Here is a 17,824-nt window from a genome sequence, read left to right as displayed (position 1 = left end):
TAATACGCACCATTCCGTTAAAAACAACCTCTTTTTTACCCAGGGGATCGACTGTGAAATTTCAACCGCTACTGGCCTTGGGCCTGACCATTCTGGTCGCCTCCACGCAAGCCTTTGGTGGCACGACGCTGGACCGTATCGAGCAAAAGAAAGAACTGGTCGGCGTGCTGATGGAAAGCTATCCGCCGTTCTCGTTTCTCAATGACCAGAACCAGCTTGATGGCTTCGATGTGGACGTCGCTAAGGCCGTGGCTGACAAGTTGGGCGTGAAGTTGCGACTGGAAACACCGTCCTGGGACGTCATTGCGGCCGGCCGCTGGAGCGGGCGCTACGATATCTGCATCTGCTCGATGACGCCGAGCAAGGCCCGCGCCGAAGTGTTCGATTTCCCGGTCGAGTACTACGCCTCGCCCGCAGTGATCGTAGTCAACGCCAAGGATGATCGGATTCACGCTGCCAAGGATCTGAGTGGCAAAAAAGTCGGCCTCACCAGCGCGTCCAGTTACGAAAGCTATCTGAACAAGAACCTGGTCATCGAAGGTGCCGAAGACAAGCAGTTGCAGTACCCGTTCGACGATGTGCAGATCGCGCCGTACGACACCGACAACGTCGCCTTCCAGGATTTGGGCCTGGGCGCCGGCGTGCGCCTGGATGCAATCCTCACCAACCTCGTCACCGCGCAGCCACGCCTGAACGAAGACAAACGCTTCAAACTGGCCGGCGCGCCGCTGTACTCGGAGCCGAATTCGGTGGCCATCGAAAAGGGCGATGCGCAATGGGACGCCAAAGTGCGTGAAGTCTTCGCGCAACTGAAGCAGGACGGCACCCTGAGCAAGCTGTCACAAAAATGGATCGGCGCTGATATCAGCCAATGACTTCTTTCCCGACACCTCCACAGCCACCACAACCGGTGGCTGAATCACGCCTGCAACGCCTGTTCGGTTTTCGTACGCGGCTTTACCTGACATGGGCGGCGCTGTTCTGCCTGTTCGCCGGGTTCTTCCTGAGCTTCGACCTGAAGTTCTCGATCATCCTCGACAAACTGCCCAACCTGGTCGGTTTGCACCTGGCGCCCAACGGCTTTCTGCAAGGCGCGGCGCTGACGCTTTTCCTGTGTATGTGCTCGATTGTCGCCTCGTCCCTGCTGGGCTTCATCACGGCATTGGCGCGCCTGTCGAAAAGCGCCGTGGCGTTCGGTATCGCCAGCTTCTACACCTCGTTCTTTCGCGGCACGCCACTGCTCATTCAGATCCTGTTGATCTACCTCGGCTTGCCACAACTGGGCATCGTGCCTGGCGCCATTGTCGCGGGCATCATTGCCCTGTCGTTGAACTACGGCGCCTATCTCAGCGAAATCTTCCGCGCCGGCATCCTCGGGGTCGACCACGGCCAGCGCGAAGCTTCACTGGCATTGGGGATGCGCGAGACGGTGATTTTCTGGCGCATCACCCTGCCGCAAGCCATGCGCACGATCATCCCGCCCACGACCAACCAGTTCATCTCGATGCTCAAGGACTCGTCGCTGATTTCGGTAATGGGCGTCTGGGAAGTGATGTTTCTCGCCCAGTCATACGGGCGCTCAAGCTACCGCTATATCGAAATGCTGACGACGGCGGCGATCATTTACTGGCTGATGTCGATTGGCCTGGAGTTGATTCAGGCACGCATGGAGCGGCATTACGGCAAGGCTTACGTTCGACGGAGCTAGGGCGATTGGCACATTGCGGGCTGCGTCGGGTTTTAATGGGTCTCTCGGCGTAACCGTATGACGCCCATTTTCAGGCCAAACGGACGAAACACTGCATTCAACGATTTCAGTGTCTGATTACCCTCGCCGTGTTCGATATGTACCAGCGTGCGCACCGATATCTTGCACATCTTGGCAAACTGGGTCTGATGCAGACCGGTCACTTCCACGCGCAAACGGCGAACGGCTTCACCGATCTCTAGTGTCCCTTCGGCCAGCGCCTCTTGAATGCTTTCGATGAGCACCGTGCGCTCAGCTACCGTCATGCTCATTGCAGATCCCACTCTTTCAAGCGTTGCTCCAGATTTTTCAGATGAATGCCTGGGTGGTTCATGGTTCTGTCGGGCAAACCACTGGCCGTCAATATGTCTGGCAGCGCAGCCAGACGTTGGGCATCTTCGCGCAATCGTTCGAATAGAGCTGGCGCATCACACAGCGCAGCCAATGGGTCATCCGGCTCAGCGATATCCGCCAACGCACGGCACACTCCACGCCAATCGACATCTCCCGCTCGCTCCAGATCTCTTGGCCACTTGGTCGTACGGGTCACGCCCTCGTCATCCATGACCATAGGCGCCAAGTCATAAATCGGCGCCAGGCGAAAGTTGTTTGCCTGACGAATGATCGCGGTGTTACGACCATGGTTATCCGAGTTACCAAGGATTTTGTTGATCAGATCCCGGCGTAAGTAGTCGGTCACAAGAGCGGGTATCTGACTGGCCTGCCCTGCTCTGCGCCAGAGTCCGGCGAGCATGTGGATGACCTCGATATGGTTCATCGCACTTCCCGGTGTCGTCACTTGAGCCAGCGAGTAAATCGATTCGACAGCCAAGCGGCTTACTTCGCCATCGCTCACCTTGCGATCAAAACGCTGCATCCACAAACTTGGTTTGTTCGCTTCTTCCAGTGCCAAGCCTTCGGCCGCGATCGTTTCAATGCCGAGCTTCTGAAGCGCCTTGTAGTAATGGAATTCGCTTCGCAGGATGTCTTGATCGGTCAGACCACCTCTGTTTCTGGCAAATTTCACAAACCAGTGCTGCCTGACTTCGTCGTCATCCAATACGGCATCGGGATACAGGAGACCAGCCTTGTTCTCGGCCAATAAAAGCTTCGGCGCTTCACCTCCCGCGCCGGTAGCTCCACCGATTGCCGCACCCAACTCATAGGCATATTCGAGAAAGCGGTTGTCACGCTGGATGACATCCTCACGCTTGAATCCTATTGGCTTGCGCTCATCGATAGCCTCGGCCGACTCTTTTATGCGCATATTGCCGATAGGGGCTGGCGTGCTGCGACCGAGCAGATACAAATCGGCGCTGATGTTCGCTGGTTTTTCTTGACCTAGACGCGCAAGCAAAAAGCGTTTGGCTGCCCCCGCGGGGGCAATGTCGTGCACGAATGCCGGCGTTTTGGAACGGCGACCGTCCCAATCCAGTGGATACAACGCACTCACTGCCTTGGAAAACGGAGAACCCATGGCGTCAATATTTTCAGCAAGGTAGGTCGTCTCGTAACCAAAACTGCAGCGACTCTCGAAACCCTTATCAGGATCGTCGAAGCTCAGAATCATTGCGTCTTGCCATTTACCCGCCGTGAATATCTGTAAGGTCAGGTCGTACATGCTTTCTCACCTGCATTTAAATGCATTCAACAGAGCTTTTGTTGCTGATAGATGCAATATAGTGCATTTCAAGCCCAACAGAACGTCTAAATCTGCAACAAAATGCAGATTAATCACTGATCTATCAGATCTGAATGCAAAACAATGCAGACCAACCATCGACATCATTCTGTAAAAACCCTTCGCTATACAGGACGGCCCGCTTATAACAAGAAGGCCGTCCACTCATGCCGTTCCCGCCCCAGCGTCTGTCTCTCGCCATTGCCCTGTTGATCACCGCCACGGCAGCCCACGGCAAAACCGTGCAGATCGACACCGCCACCACGGCAGCACAGACGCTGGGAGGCAGCGATACGCTGACGATTTCCGCACCGGGCAGCATCACCAACAGCGGCAAGGCCGTGAGCCTGAAAGACAAGACCAGTAGTGAAGGTGTGGTGATCGATAACGCCGGCAAAATCGTTTCCAGCGGTGGCCGGGCCATCGACAGCAGCGGTGACCTGACCCAGGCGCGCAACTACACGATTTACAACCGCAGCGGCGGGCAGATTCTCGGCGCCAACGATGCTTTGCGCATCGACAGCAACTTTGTCAGCGGCAGTCTGTTGATCGACAACAGCGGCGTGATTCGCTCCACCACCGGCCAGGGACTGGACCTCGATGCGCTACGCAGTGCCGGCGTGAAAACCACCATTATCAACCGCGTCGGCGGGCTGATTCGCGGCGACGCCAGTGACGGCATGAAGACCGGCGCCAATGCGACCATTACCAACTACGGCGAGATTTCCACCGGCGATTCGCACAATGCCGACGAGAAATTCGACGGCATCGATATCGATTCCGCGAGCGGCGTCAATGTGACCAACTACGGGGTGATTTCCGGTGGCCGGCACGGCATCACCACCGATCTTGGCGCGACGCTGATCAACTACGGGCAGATCACCGGCCGTAATGGTTCCGGCTTCGGTTCCGACGGCGATGGCACGGTGATCAACCACGGCACCATCACCGGGGCTTACTCAGGCTTGCAAGCGAACGGTGACGGCGACGGCGTGGACATCGACAAGATCGCCCACATCGAAAACTACGGGACCATTCAGGGCGTCGGTGCGGGCGGTGTGGACAAGGGTGGTTTCGCCAACGGCAGCGAGGGTATCGCGCTGGGTGGCGGTTCCATCCTCAACGCCAGCAACGCTTTGATCAGCGGTGCCGACAGCGCCATTCTGGTCGACGATGGCAGCGGCGGCTCGGGACTGGCGGCGACCACGCTGGAAAACTTCGGCACCATTCAAGGCCTCAACGGTTTTGGCGTGAAGTTCGTCGGTGATTTCGCCGACAACGTCATCAACGGCGGCACGATCAGCGGCAGCAATGGCCTGGCGCTGGATCTGGGTGGCGGTAACGACAGCCTGACCTTGCGCAACGGCAGTCGCTTTGTCGGCGTGGTAGATGGCGGCAGCGGTTACGACCGGGTGGTGATGGACGATGCGGCCGGTGGCAGCTTCGGCGCCAGTCGCAACTTCGAATGGCTGGAGGTCAAGCAAGGCGCGTGGACGCTGTCGGGCAGTGGCGATTTCAGCGACGGCGGCGCGGTGCGCAACGGCGCAACGCTGATCAATCAAGGCAGCATCGCTGGCAACCTGACCGTCGACGCGGGCGGTGTGTATGCCGGTGGCGGCTCGGTGGGCAATCTTAACGTTAACGGCATTTTGCACACGGACACCGGACTCGGCCGCGCCACGATTGTTCGCGATTTGACCATGGGCAGCACCGCCACTCTCGCCTACGGTGTCAACGCCGACGGCAGCAGCGCGCCCGTGCAGGTTGGCGGCATCGCCAATCTCAACGGCGCAACCCTCGCGGTGAATCCCGGCAGCGGCACCTATCCATGGCAGAGCCACTACACCGTGCTGCAAGCGGCGCAGGTCAACGGCACTTTCGGCAAGGTCAGCAGCGACTATGCGTTCCTGACGCCGACCCTCGCCTACACGCCAACCCAGGTCGACCTGACCTACACCCGCAATGACGTGGCGTTCAATGAGTTCGCCACGACCGGCAACGGCAGCAACGCCGCCAACAGCCTCGCCTCAATCGGCAAAGACAATGCGTTGTACAACGCCCTGCTCAATACCAGCCAAAGCAGCGCTGGCGCGGCAATCGAGCAACTGGCCGGCGCCAGCAACGCCAACCTGACCAGCGCCACCCTCGGCGCCAGCAGTCAGGTCGGCAGCAGCATGCTCTCGGCGATGCAGCAAATGGGCGCCAGCCCGGGACTGCTGGTCGGCCTCGATCAGCGCGACACGCCCGTGCTGGCGGCCAACGGCGTGCCGACCGAGGCGCGCAACCTGAATGATCCGAACGCTCGCGGGCGGCTCTGGCTGCAAGGCATCGGCGGCTACGGCAAGCTCGATGGCGAACATGGCAGCAGTGGTCTGGAACAACGCACCAAGGGCAGCGTGCTGGGTGCCGACTGGTCGCTGAATCCAGCATGGCGGCTGGGCGTACTCGGTGGCTATTCGAAAACCGATCTGGACGCGACCGGCGTCGACGGCAACGTCGAGAGCTGGCACGCCGGCGTCTACGCGCTGCACCAGAACGGCCCGATCGCTTTGCGCCTCGGCGCGGCGTACAGCGGCCATCAGGGCGAAAGCAAACGCACCATCGCCTTCAATGGTTTCAGCGACCGCCCGAAAGGCGACTACGACGCCGATAGCCAGCAAGCCTTCGCCGAACTCGGCTATGCCATGGGCAGCGGCCGCCTCAGCGCCGAACCATTCGCCAGCCTCGGTTATCAGCGCTACCACCGCGACAGCTATAAGGAAAAAGGTGGCGCCGCCGCGCTGCAAGTCGACAGCCAGACCCAGGACAACTTCAGCAGCACCTTCGGCCTGCGCCTGGCGCACCTGAGCAGCCTGGACAACGGCATGAGCGTGACCCCGCGCATGGCCGCTGGCTGGAAACACACCTATGGCGATGTCAGCAGCTCGACTCGTCAGGCGTTTGTGACTGGCGGCACGGCGTTCAGTGTCGATGGCAGCTCGCTGGATCGCGACAGCCTGGTGCTGGAGGCCGGTCTGGATGTGGGGATCTCGGCGCGGCACACGCTGGGTGTGGGATACAGCGGTGAGATCGGCAGCAACAGCCGCAATCACGGTTTGATCGGGCAGTGGCAGATGAGCTTTTGAGGGTTGAACAGCCGGCGGGGTCTTGAATGGTTGTAGGAAAAGGGAACGCTGCAACCGAGTAAAAATCCTGGTTGCGGATCTCGCGGTCATTTTCTACAAAACGATGCGATGTCGCCTGCAAGCCTGCGGGAAGCAGCCGACATCGAATTTTTCAGTGCATCAATAGAGTTGGGTCTCCTGCTAACCGAGGCTCGACTCAATGACCATTCGACACACGTTCAAACCAAAACATCTGGCTTTGGCCATTTCGCTGGCGCTGGGTTGCGTAGCGGTTGCCAACGCTCAGCAACCCTCTGAAGTCGCTGATTCAACCGCAGTAGCGGATGTCACTGAATTGTCCGAAACCAGCCCTAAAAAAATGGCGCTTGAACGACTGAAGGGATTTCTCACCGACCCAAGTACGGTGCCCATCGCATTTAAAACCCCTAAAGAAACGTTTAAAGGTACCGCTGTAAACGATCTGATCACGCTCACGGACGGCGCAAGCTTTACCGGCCTGCTGGATGGTGGCGGGGGAGATAACGTCCTGTTCCTGGATGCAGCGGCAGGCGGCGAGCTGAAAGACACACGTAATTTCAACGGCCTGTTCCTCAGCCGGGGCGATTGGGCGCTGAGTTCCAAGGGAGACTTCAAGGAGGGCGTGCTGGTCAACAGCGGTACCACGTTGACCAACCTGGGGAGCATTAAGGGCGACGTGTATGTCGAGAGCGGTGGCAGCTTTGCCGGTAAAGGTGTGGTGGGAAGCCTGGAGGTCGCCGGCCTGCTCACCGTCAATGAGGTGCTAGGCAGCCCGCGCGTGAAAGGCGACTTGCGCTTGTCCCCGACCGCCGAACTGGCTTATGAGGTCACCCCCGGTGGCAGTCAAACGATCAAGGTTGATGGCACCGCCAAGCTGGAAGGCGCCACCCTGAAAGTCGTTGCGGGTCCGGGAGAATATCCGCAAAGCAGACAGTACAAAATCCTCGAAGCGGGCAAGGTAGAAGGCGAATTCGGTACGGTCGTTAGCGACCTCGCCTTCATGACAGCCACTGCGCAATACAACAAAAAGTCCGTCGGGCTGACTTACGCCCGTAACGGTAAGCCGCTTTCGAGCGCTGCCACGACAGCCAACACTCGTGCCGCTGCCGAGGCCATTGTCGATCCAACAGCACCTGCGCCATCAGTGACAACAACGCCATTGACGGCGTCTGCACCAGCTCCAATTTCTGTTCCTGTCCCGACTTCAGCGCCGACTCCCACTGCAGAGTCCGTCCCATCGCCAATGCCGGACGAACCTCTTACTGCGCAAGTTAACGAGACCGCCGAACCGCCCGCACCTGCGCCTATAAAACCTGCAAACGCAGCAGTCGCCGCGCTTCTGACCAGCGACAAAACCACCGCACCGGTCGCCCTCGAACAACTCGCCGCCGGCAGCAATGCAAACCTCGCCAAAGCCACGCTGAGCAGCATCACTCCCGTAAGCGCGAGCATGCTTTCGGCCATGCAGCAACTGAACAGCCGTTACGGTTCTGCCTACAGTTCCGGCAACTCGCCGCGTCAGGCCGCCGGCGCTGCCGATTCCGGGCGCGTGTGGATTCAGGCGCTTGGCCATGGTGGCAAAGTCGACCGCAACTTCGACAGCACCCTCAAACACGCTACCCAAGGCCTGGTCATGGGCGCCGACTGGCGGCTCAACGAGCAATGGCATGTCGGCCTGGTCGGCGGTAAATCGCAGACCAGACTCGATGCCCGGCAATACGATGGCGACCTCGACAGCTGGCACCTCGGTGCCTACGCCGCACGTCAGGACGGCCCCTTCTCGCTGCGTCTCGGGGCGACCTACGCCAGTCATGACGGCGCCAGTAAACGTCGCGTGGCCTTCAACGGCTTCAGCGATCGCCTCAAGGGCAACTATGACGCCAACACCCAACAAGCCTTTGCCGAACTGGCGGTCAACATCGGCCGGCACAACGCGACGCTCGAACCGTTCGCCAGCGTCGGCTATCAGCGCTATCAACGCGACAGCTACCGCGAAAACGGCGGGGATGCGGCGCTGAAAGTCTTCGGACAAACCCGCGACAACCTCAGCAGTACCTTTGGCCTGCGCACGGCGAAAATCAATCGGCTGGACAACGGCATGACGCTGACACCGCGATTCAGTGCCGGCTGGAAACACACCTTTGGCGAGATCGAAAGCGACACCCGCCAGCAACTGGTCAAGGGTGGCAAACGCTTTGAAATTGCCGGTGCCGCGCTGGATCGCAACAGCCTGTCGGTGGATGCCGGCCTCGATCTCGGGCTGTCTGCCAATCACACGGTCGGTGTGGGTCTCACGGGTGAAATGGCCACTGACAGCCGCACTCATGGCGTAATGGGCCAATGGCGCATGGCGTTCTGACGGATTGAACATCGTCACTGTGGGAGCGAGCCTGCTCGCGAATGCGATCGGTCAGTTGAATAAATATCGACTGACACTCCTCTTCGCGAGCAGGCTCGCTCCCACATAGGCCTCATGTGATGCAGACAAATTCCGGATGAAAAAAAAGGGGAGCACATGCCCCCCCGAGGTTTAAAACGTTGGATCGCGGCCGTTATCTCAGCCTTCGATCTCGATCAGAATTTCACCCGGATTGACCCGATCACCCTTGGCCACATGAATGGCGGTTACCTTGCCGGCAATCGCTGCCTGGACTTCGGTTTCCATCTTCATCGCTTCGGTGATCAGCACAGCCTGGCCGGCCTTGACGGTATCGCCCTCCTTGACCAGCACATCAACGATGTTGCCCGGCATGGTGGTGCTGACGTGGCCCGGTGCAGAGGCTTGCTTACGCTTGCTGCTGCCACCGCCGACGAATTCGTTGAGCGGTTCGAACACCACTTCTTCCGGCATGCCGTCGATGGACAGGTAGAAGTGACGCTTGCCTTCAGCTTTGACGCCGACACCGGTGATATCGACGCGGTAAGTTTCGCCGTGGACGTCGATGACGAACTCGGTCGGCACGCCTTCGCCGCCCGCCTTGGTCACACCGCCCGCTTCCGGAATCGGCAGCAGTACTTCAGGGGTGAGGGTGCCGGCGGCACGCTCTTCGAGGAACTTGCGGCCGATGTCCGGGAACATCGCAAAGGTCAGCACGTCTTCTTCGGACTTGGCCAAGGCGCCGATATCAGCACGCAACTTGGTCATTTCCGGCTTGAGCAGATCGGCCGGACGCACATCGATGACCTCTTCACTGCCGATCGCCTGGCGACGCAGCTTCTCGTTGACCACGCCCGGCGCTTTGCCGTAACCGCCCTGCAGGTACAGCTTCACTTCGTTGGTGATGGTCTTGTAGCGCTCGCCGGCCAGCACGTTGAAGAACGCCTGGGTGCCGACGATTTGCGAAGTCGGGGTCACCAGTGGCGGGAAGCCGAGGTCCTCGCGCACGCGTGGGATTTCCGCCAGCACTTCGGCCATGCGGTTAAGGGCGCCCTGCTCTTTCAACTGATTGGCAAGGTTGGAGATCATCCCGCCCGGCACCTGGTTGACCTGCACACGGGTGTCGACGGCAGTGAATTCGCTTTCGAACTGGTGGTATTTTTTGCGCACGGCGTAGAAGTACAGACCGATCTCTTGCAGCAGTTCGAGGTTCAGGCCGGTGTCGTACTCGGTGCCCTTGAGCGCTGCAACCATCGACTCGGTGCCCGGGTGGCTGGTGCCCGAAGCGAAGCTGGAGATCGCGGTGTCGATATGATCGGCGCCGTTTTCGATCGCCTTGAGCTGGCACATGGTCGCCAGACCGGCCGTGTCGTGGGAGTGGATGAACACCGGCAGCGATTGCTCGGCTTTCAACGCGCGAACCAGTTCGCCAGTGGCGTACGGAGTCAGCAGGCCGGCCATGTCCTTGATCGCCACCGAGTCGCAACCCATGGCTTCCATCTGCTTGGCCTGAGTGACGAACGCATCGATGGTGTGCACCGGGCTGGTGGTGTAAGCGATGGTGCCCTGGGCATGTTTGCCGGCAGCCTTCACCGCCTCGATCGCCACGCGCAGGTTACGCACGTCGTTCATCGCATCGAAGATGCGGAACACGTCGATGCCGTTGACCGCTGCTTTGGCGACGAAGGCTTTGACCACGTCGTCGCTGTAGTGGCGGTAGCCCAGCAGGTTCTGCCCGCGCAGAAGCATTTGCAGGCGCGTGTTAGGCAGCGCCGCGCGCAGTTGGCGCAGACGCTCCCACGGGTCTTCTTTCAGAAACCGTACGCAGGCGTCGAACGTCGCGCCGCCCCAGCATTCCAGCGACCAGTAGCCGACTTTGTCGAGCTTGTCGCAGATCGGCAGCATATCTTCGGTGCGCATGCGGGTGGCGAGCAGCGATTGGTGAGCGTCGCGCAGGATGGTATCGGTGACAAAGATCTTCTTGGACATTGTTGTATTCCTCACAGGCCTGCGTGGGCGGCGATGGCGGCGGCGATGGCCAGGGCCAGCTCTTCGGGTTTGCGCTTGATCGAGTAGTTGGTCAGTTCAGGGTGGCTTTCAACGAAGCTGGTATTGAACTGGCCGCTACGGAATTCCGGGTTGCGCAGGATTTCCTGGTAGTACGCGGCGGTGGTCTTCACACCTTGCAGACGCATGTCGTCGAGGGCGCGCAGGCCACGGTCCATCGCCTCTTCCCAGGTCAGCGCCCAGACCACAAGCTTCAGGCACATCGAATCGTAGAACGGCGGAATGGTGTAGCCGGTATAGATCGCTGTGTCGGTGCGCACGCCCGGGCCGCCGGGGGCGTAGTAACGGGTGATCTTGCCGAAGCTCGGCAGAAAGTTGTTCTTCGGGTCTTCGGCGTTGATACGGAACTGCAAGGCGAAACCACGGTGCTGAATGTCTTCCTGCTTCACCGACAACGGCAGGCCGGAGGCGATGCGAATCTGCTCGCGGACGATGTCGATCCCGGTGATTTCTTCAGTGATGGTGTGCTCCACCTGCACCCGGGTGTTCATCTCCATGAAGTACACCTCGCCCTCGGCGAGCAGGAACTCCACGGTACCGGCGTTCTCGTAACCGACAGCCTTGGCCGCACGCACCGACAGGTCGCCGATGTAGGCGCGCTGTTCCGGGGTCAGTTGCGGGCTCGGGGCGATTTCGATGAGCTTCTGGTTACGGCGCTGGATCGAGCAGTCCCGCTCGAACAGATGCACGACGTTGCCGAAGCTGTCACCGAGAATCTGCGCTTCGATGTGCTTGGGGTTAACGATGCATTTTTCCAGGAACACTTCCGCCGAACCGAAGGCCTTGGTCGCTTCGGAAATCACCCGAGGGAAATTCTGTTCGAGTTCTTCGCGGCTGTTGCAGCGACGGATACCGCGACCGCCACCACCGGAAGTGGCTTTGAGCATCACCGGGTAACCGATGCGGTCGCCCTCGGCCAAGGCTTCTTCGATGTCGGCGACGTTACCTTCGGTGCCCGGCGTCACCGGTACACCGGCCTTGATCATGCTGCGCCGGGCTTCGGTCTTGTCGCCCATGCGGCGAATGACTTCCGCCGACGGGCCAATGAATTTGATGCCGCGCTCGGCGCAGATGTCTGCCAGCTCGGCATTTTCCGAAAGGAAACCGTAACCGGGGTGCAACGCATCGCAGCCGGTTTCAACCGCCAGGTTCACCAGTTTGCGCGGGTTCAGGTAACCGGCCAGTGGCTCGGCACCGATGCTGTGGGCCTCGTCCGCGCGCTTCACATGCAGCGCATGGCGGTCGGCGTCGGAAAAAATCGCAACCGAGCGAATGCCCATTTCGGCGCAGGCTCGCACGATTCGTACGGCAATCTCACCACGGTTGGCGATCAGGATCTTTGTTATCACTTGGAGGTTCCCTTGAGCCGGTGGCACCACGACCTGCTAGACCCAGGTCGACGCGTGACCAAATGTTTCAATTCAGTCGCAGGTCCACACTAGCGCTCATGAGGGATTAACAAAAATGAATAAAAATTGGGTTAGCCATAAGTAAAGACTTATAGTTAAACAATCAGCCTGCCGACAGAGCCTATAAGAAATGCGTAAGTCATTGATGCGTATGACATTGCGTCAGTTGCAGATCTTCAACGAAGTGTGTGATTTACGCTCTTACAGCCGCGCAGCCGAGGAAATGTCGCTCACGCAACCGGCCGTCAGCCTACAGATTCGTCAGCTCGAAGAGCTGATCGGGCAGCCATTATTCGATTACGTCGGCAAAAAACTCTACATGACCGAAGCCGCCGAAGCACTTCAGCGCGCCAGCCGGGACATCTTCGGGCGTCTGGAAAACCTCGATATGCAACTGTCCGACATGCAGGGTTCGCTGCAGGGCCAATTGAAACTGGCGGTGGAATCCAGCGCCAAATACTTCGTGCCGCACCTGTTCGCCGCGTTCAAGCGTCAGCACCCGGAAGTGAATCTGCAACTGACCGTGGTCAACCGTGGCCAGGTGATTCGCAGGCTGTCCGACAACCGCGACGATCTGGTGATCATGTCGATGGTGCCGCAGGACATGGGTCTGGAATTCCTGCCGTTCCTCAACAACCCGATTGTTGCCGTGGCGCGCCCGGATCACCCGCTGGCACACATGGGCCCGCTGCGGTTGCAGGATCTGGAACCCTACACGCTGCTGATCCGCGAGCCCGGTTCGGGCACACGACTGGCCTGCGAAGAGTACTTCAAAGAGAAACGCGTGCACTTCACCCAGACTCAGGAAGTGGCCTCGGCCGAAGCTCAGCGTGAATGTGTTCAGGCGGGTCTGGGCCTGGCGCTGTTGACGCGCCACGCCCTGAACCTGGAACTGGCGACCGGCGGCCTCGTCGAGTTGCCGGTCGAGGAATTGCCGCTATTCCGTAGCTGGTGTCTGGTGCAAGCCAAGGCCAAACGCTTGTCACCGGTGGCACACGCCTTCCTGGCGTTTATCCGCAGCGAACGGGTGCAGATCAGCGCGTTGGTTGAGCGCTTCGACGGGAAGCTGCGGGTGCTGCCTGCCAATGGTTGATCTCGGGAAAATCGCCGATTTCGGCTTGTAGCTGGCGAAGTTCGAAGCGATCTTCGATAGCGCGGCGAAACTCCATGCGGCGCTGGTCTTCCTGCTGACGACGGGTTTTCGCGGCGCTGTTGCGTTCTTCGTAGGGCTGAGCCATTTCGAGTCTCCCAAGGCGATTACGGGAGTTTCACCATAGGCGGGAGGGATGACGGTTTGGCTGCGCGGGGATGACAGTGCGATGAAACTTGCGCAGGGTTGTGGTGTTTTTGTGGACGCCTTCGCGAGCAGGCTCGCTCCCACATCTGATCTCGGTATGACACAGAATCTGTGTTCACAGGAAATCCCCTGTGGGAGCGAGCCTGCTCGCGATTACTTAGATAACTTCAGTCATCCAGCGCTTTCACGGCTTTCGGCGACAAGCGCAAGCTGCGCAGACTGCGCTTCACGCTCTTCAGGTGATTGACCAGACTCGGCCCACGCGCCATCGCCACGCCCATCGCCAGCACGTCAATCACTACCAGGTGAGCAATACGCGAAGTCAGCGGCGTATAGATTTCGGTGTCTTCGTGCACATCGATTGCCAGATTGACGGTCGACAGTTCGGCCAACGGCGTCTGGCTAGGGCACAGAGTAATCAGCGAAGCGCCGCTCTCACGCACCAGATTGGCGGTAATCAGCAGGTCCTTGGAACGCCCCGACTGGGAAATGCAGATCGCCACATCGGTCGGTTTCAACGTCACCGCCGACATCGCCTGCATGTGCGGATCGGAATACGCCGCCGCCGTCAGCAGCAAACGGAAGAACTTGTGCTGCGCATCCGCCGCCACCGCGCCCGACGCGCCGAAGCCGTAGAACTCGACGCGCTGCGCCTGCGACATCAACGTCACCGCACGCTGCAGCTCAACCGGATCGAGCTTCTCGCGAACCTCCATCAAGGTGTGCAATGTGGTGTCGAAAATCTTCAGGCTGTAATCGGCAACCGAGTCGTCTTCATGGATTGCGAACTGACCGAAGCTGGCTCCGGCGGCCAGGCTTTGCGCCAGTTTGAGCTTGAGATCCTGGAAACCGGAGCAACCAATGGCGCGACAGAAGCGCACGATGGTCGGCTCGCTGATGCCAACGCTGTGGGCCAGGTCGGCCATGGAACTGTGCATCACCGCCGCAGGGTCAAGCAGCACGTGGTCGGCGACCTTGAGCTCCGACTTGCGTAACAGGTGACGTGACTGGGCGATGTGTTGCAGCAGATTCAAGGGGCTGGACTCTTCTTATGGGCAAGGATGTAGCACGCTTGTAGTTATACTACATGAATTGGCTTTTTGCCTGCTCAATGCGTAACTCCATGTCCCCATATCAGGCGCGATGGGATGCATGTAGCCCTTAAAACGGTTTTTCCTGTTCGCGCAAAAGCCCGGCCAGACCGCTCGCCTCCACCGGCCGGCTGATCAGGTAACCCTGCACTTCATCGCAACGCTCGGCGCGTAAAAATTCCAGCTGCTCCTGGCGCTCGACACCTTCGGCGACCACTTTCAGTGACAGCCCATGGGCCATGGCAATGATCGCGCGAGTGATCGCCGCATCTTCACTGCCCTCCCCCAAACCGCGAATGAATGCCTGATCGATCTTCACGTAATCCACCGGAATGCGCTTGAGGTAACTCAGCGACGAATAGCCGGTGCCAAAATCATCGATGGCCAGTTTCACCCCCAGATCGCGCAGTTGCTGGAAGGTCGCGATGATGTGCTCGACGCTGTCGAGCAACTGGCTCTCGGTCAGTTCCAGTTCGAGGTAGTGCGACGCCAGGCCAGTTTCCTCTAGCACCTGCCGCACCAGACTGACCAGTTTGCCCTGACGCAGTTGATGCACCGACAGGTTCACCGAAACACGAATCGGCTCCAGCCCCTGACGCTGCCATTCGCAGGCCTGCCAGCACGCCTGACGCAGGACGAATTCGCCGATCGGCCCGATCAGACCGGTTTCCTCGGCCAGCCCGATGAAGTCCCCCGGCGGCACCTGGCCCATGGTTGGATGATCCCAGCGCACCAGTGCCTCTGCCGCATTCAAACGCCCGGTTTGCAGGCACAGCTTCGGTTGATAGAACACTTTCAGCTGCTTGTCTTCGATGGCCTTGCGCAGATGGTTTTCCAGCTGCAAGCGCTCAAGGGTGCTGGCCTGCAGGCTGTCGGTGTAGAACTGGAAGTTGTTCCCGCCAAGATGCTTGGCATGTTGCATGGCCATGTTCGACTGGCTGACCAGTGCGGAGATTTCCCGGGCGTTGTCCGGCAGCATGCTGATGCCCATCGAGGCGCTGACCACCAGCTCATGCCCTTCGACCGTCAGTGGCAGGCGCAACTTGCTCGACAGGCGCGTGGCGACCCGGGCCAGACTTGAGAGATTGCCGTAGGCATCGAACAGTACGGCGAACTCGTCACCGGACAAGCGGGCGATGGTATCCGCTTCCGGTAAGGCGTTGACCAGCCGGCGCGCCATTTTCTGCAGTAACTGGTCAGCAATCTCATGGCCGAGACTGTCGTTGAGCAATTTGAAGCGATCGAGATTGATGTGCAGCAACGCCAGGCTGCGCCGGCCCTGACGCGAACGTTGATGCGCTTCATGCAAGCGCTCGCGGAACAGCGAGCGGTTGGCCAACCCGGTGAGCTCGTCGTAATGGGTCAGATAGCGCATGCGCTCTTCGGATTCGCGGCGTGCTGACAGATCGGCGAAGAAGCCGACGATATGGCTGACATTTCCCCGACCATCACGCACTGCATTCAGTTGCAGCCACTGCGGATACAGCTCGCCATTCTTGCGCGTCTCCACCAGTTCGCCCTGCCAACTGCCGTGCTGCTCCAAGGCATGACGTATCGCCACGTAATGACGGCGGGCGTCGCGGCTGCACGGCAGCTCGACGACGTTGCGCCCGAGCATGTCCTCGATGTCGTAACCGGTAACCCGGCTGAACGCCTGATTGATCGCGATCAGCGCATAGTTCGGGTCGAGAATCACGATGCCTTCACTGGCCGCTTCGAATACGGTCGCCGCCAGGCGCTGCTGCTCTTCGAGGCTTTTGCTGGCGCTGATGTCGCGGCGGGTGCCGACCATGCGGATCACCCGGCCGCTGTCGCTGCGCTCTACGGCGCGGCCTCGGTCTTCGATCCACACCCAATGGCCATCGCCGTGACGTACGCGGTATTCGATCTGATAGTCCTCGGTGCGCCCCTTCAAGTGCTCGATCAATGCGTACTTCAGCGTCGGCACATCGTCTGGATGCAGACGTGGCTTGAGGTCGCGCAAAAGCGCCGTGACGTATTCCGGAGCGAGGCCGAACAGCTCCTGAATCTGCGTGTGGTGGACTTCGTCGGTTTGCAGGTTCCAGTCCCACAGCCCCAGCTCACTGGCCTTCAACGCCAGCGCCAGCCGCGCTTCGCTTTTGCTCAGGGCCTGATTGGCCGCGTCCAGTTCAAGGCTGCGCTGGGCCACGCGGTCTTCGAGTTCGACCTGCGCTTCACGCAATTTGCCCTCGGCGCAGCGGCGCTGGTCGATTTCTTTGGCCAATTCCTGATTGAGCTGTTCGCTGCGTGCCTGCGTTTGCTGCAGGTGTTCGATCAAGTGCTGATTCTGGAAGCGCCGCAGCAAACCGCGATCAATCAGCCGATTGACCTGCCACGCCACCACGCTCAGGGAGCCGAGCAGGATCAGCCCGAGCCAGCCCCAACCGCGCGCCTGCTCGTCACCGCCCCAGAACAGATAACCGATCGCCGGCAACAGGCAGGGCAAGGTAAACGACAGAAACGCCGGCAGGCTCACCGCGTAGGCGACGCTAGCCGAGAGGGTTGCGGCGCCGATCAGGCCGAATACCCAGGCTTGCTGAATGAAGTTGTCGGCGGGCACCAGGGCGATGCCGGCACCGGCCAGGGTCAGACCGGTCATGGTCGACCCGAGCAGAAACATCCGCCGCCAGATCGGTTGCGCCTGACGATCAGGGATCGCCGAATCGAACGCCGCCACCTGAATCACCCGCAACGCCACCAGCGACAGCAACCACACCAGCCAGACGCTGACCACGAAATAGCGCTGCGGGCTCCAGAGCAAAGCGGCGCAGACCAGACCATTGATCAACATGAACAGCGTGGGCAACAACGAGCCCTGATACAGCAGACGCGTGCGCTCGACCGCCATCTCGACGGCATAGTGCTTGCGGATAACCCGGGGATCCACGGAGGGGCCCGACAGTTCGGAGCTGAGGGTCATGGGCAACGTTCTTGTTCTTATAAGGAGGGCGTGCGCCCGAAACGTGGACGGAGCATACACAAGCAGATCCC

12 protein-coding genes are annotated in these 17,824 nt (G+C 59.8%); 5 read left to right on the top strand and 7 right to left on the bottom strand.

Features of this window, described 5'->3' with window-relative positions:
* Nucleotides 1-53 precede the first annotated feature (53 nt).
* Both AC0ZWN_RS09625 and AC0ZWN_RS09620 read left to right on the top strand, forming a co-directional pair.
* Nucleotides 54-875 (top strand): ABC transporter substrate-binding protein, encoded by an 822-nt coding sequence (locus tag AC0ZWN_RS09625; RefSeq protein ID WP_476334862.1) that lies wholly within the window; start codon nucleotides 54-56, stop codon nucleotides 873-875.
* Nucleotides 872-1,708, top strand: coding sequence for an amino acid ABC transporter permease (locus AC0ZWN_RS09620; protein WP_476334861.1), 837 nt, complete (start codon nucleotides 872-874; stop codon nucleotides 1,706-1,708). The genes AC0ZWN_RS09625 and AC0ZWN_RS09620 overlap by 4 nt, the downstream gene beginning before the upstream one ends.
* 32 nt (nucleotides 1,709-1,740) lie before the next feature.
* Here AC0ZWN_RS09620 and AC0ZWN_RS09615 read toward each other — a convergent pair whose 3' ends face one another.
* The gene (locus AC0ZWN_RS09615) at nucleotides 1,741-2,019 is read right to left on the bottom strand and encodes a helix-turn-helix domain-containing protein (protein WP_476334859.1); all 279 of its coding nucleotides are present in this window, start codon (nucleotides 2,017-2,019) and stop codon (nucleotides 1,741-1,743) included.
* Complete coding sequence (locus tag AC0ZWN_RS09610; protein ID WP_476334857.1) at nucleotides 2,016-3,368, bottom strand: HipA domain-containing protein; 1,353 nt, start codon at nucleotides 3,366-3,368, stop codon at nucleotides 2,016-2,018. Before AC0ZWN_RS09610 ends, AC0ZWN_RS09615 begins: the two co-directional genes overlap by 4 nt.
* 227 nt (nucleotides 3,369-3,595) lie before the next feature.
* Here AC0ZWN_RS09610 and AC0ZWN_RS09605 point away from each other — a divergent pair, with 227 nt between their 5' ends.
* Both AC0ZWN_RS09605 and AC0ZWN_RS09600 read left to right on the top strand, forming a co-directional pair.
* Nucleotides 3,596-6,553: an autotransporter outer membrane beta-barrel domain-containing protein gene (locus AC0ZWN_RS09605; RefSeq protein ID WP_476334855.1), complete on the top strand. Its 2,958-nt coding sequence runs from the start codon at nucleotides 3,596-3,598 to the stop codon at nucleotides 6,551-6,553.
* A gap of 199 nt (nucleotides 6,554-6,752) precedes the next feature.
* On the top strand, nucleotides 6,753-8,930 hold the full coding sequence (locus AC0ZWN_RS09600) for an autotransporter domain-containing protein (protein ID WP_476334854.1): 2,178 nt from the start codon (nucleotides 6,753-6,755) through the stop codon (nucleotides 8,928-8,930).
* A 198-nt stretch (nucleotides 8,931-9,128) separates the two neighbouring features.
* Here the strand turns inward: AC0ZWN_RS09600 and oadA are convergent, their stop codons facing one another.
* Complete coding sequence (gene oadA / locus AC0ZWN_RS09595; protein ID WP_476334852.1) at nucleotides 9,129-10,937, bottom strand: sodium-extruding oxaloacetate decarboxylase subunit alpha; 1,809 nt, start codon at nucleotides 10,935-10,937, stop codon at nucleotides 9,129-9,131.
* Nucleotides 10,938-10,948: 11 nt separating this feature from the next.
* On the bottom strand, nucleotides 10,949-12,364 hold the full coding sequence (locus AC0ZWN_RS09590; protein ID WP_025112637.1) for an acetyl-CoA carboxylase biotin carboxylase subunit: 1,416 nt from the start codon (nucleotides 12,362-12,364) through the stop codon (nucleotides 10,949-10,951).
* A 190-nt stretch (nucleotides 12,365-12,554) separates the two neighbouring features.
* Between AC0ZWN_RS09590 and AC0ZWN_RS09585 the strand changes: the two genes are divergently transcribed.
* Entirely contained in the window at nucleotides 12,555-13,517 is a 963-nt protein-coding gene (locus AC0ZWN_RS09585; protein ID WP_093429604.1) for a LysR family transcriptional regulator, read from the top strand.
* Here the strand turns inward: AC0ZWN_RS09585 and AC0ZWN_RS09580 are convergent.
* The 3 genes from AC0ZWN_RS09580 to AC0ZWN_RS09570 all read right to left on the bottom strand — a co-directional run bounded on the left by AC0ZWN_RS09580 (nucleotide 13,459) and on the right by AC0ZWN_RS09570 (nucleotide 17,753).
* Complete coding sequence (locus tag AC0ZWN_RS09580) at nucleotides 13,459-13,662, bottom strand: PA3496 family putative envelope integrity protein (protein ID WP_093429603.1); 204 nt, start codon at nucleotides 13,660-13,662, stop codon at nucleotides 13,459-13,461. The two genes, AC0ZWN_RS09585 and AC0ZWN_RS09580, sit on opposite strands and share 59 nt — an antisense overlap.
* Before the next feature lie 226 nt (nucleotides 13,663-13,888).
* Nucleotides 13,889-14,755, bottom strand: coding sequence for a transcriptional regulator HexR (hexR, locus tag AC0ZWN_RS09575; protein WP_007962240.1), 867 nt, complete (start codon nucleotides 14,753-14,755; stop codon nucleotides 13,889-13,891).
* Between the two features lie 127 nt (nucleotides 14,756-14,882).
* Entirely contained in the window at nucleotides 14,883-17,753 is a 2,871-nt protein-coding gene (locus tag AC0ZWN_RS09570; protein ID WP_476334851.1) for a putative bifunctional diguanylate cyclase/phosphodiesterase, read from the bottom strand.
* Between the last annotated feature and the right edge of the window lie 71 nt (nucleotides 17,754-17,824).

Source organism: Pseudomonas sp. 3B-A001-10F, assembly GCF_056313565.1.
This window is presented reverse-complemented; position numbering and strand designations above follow the sequence as displayed.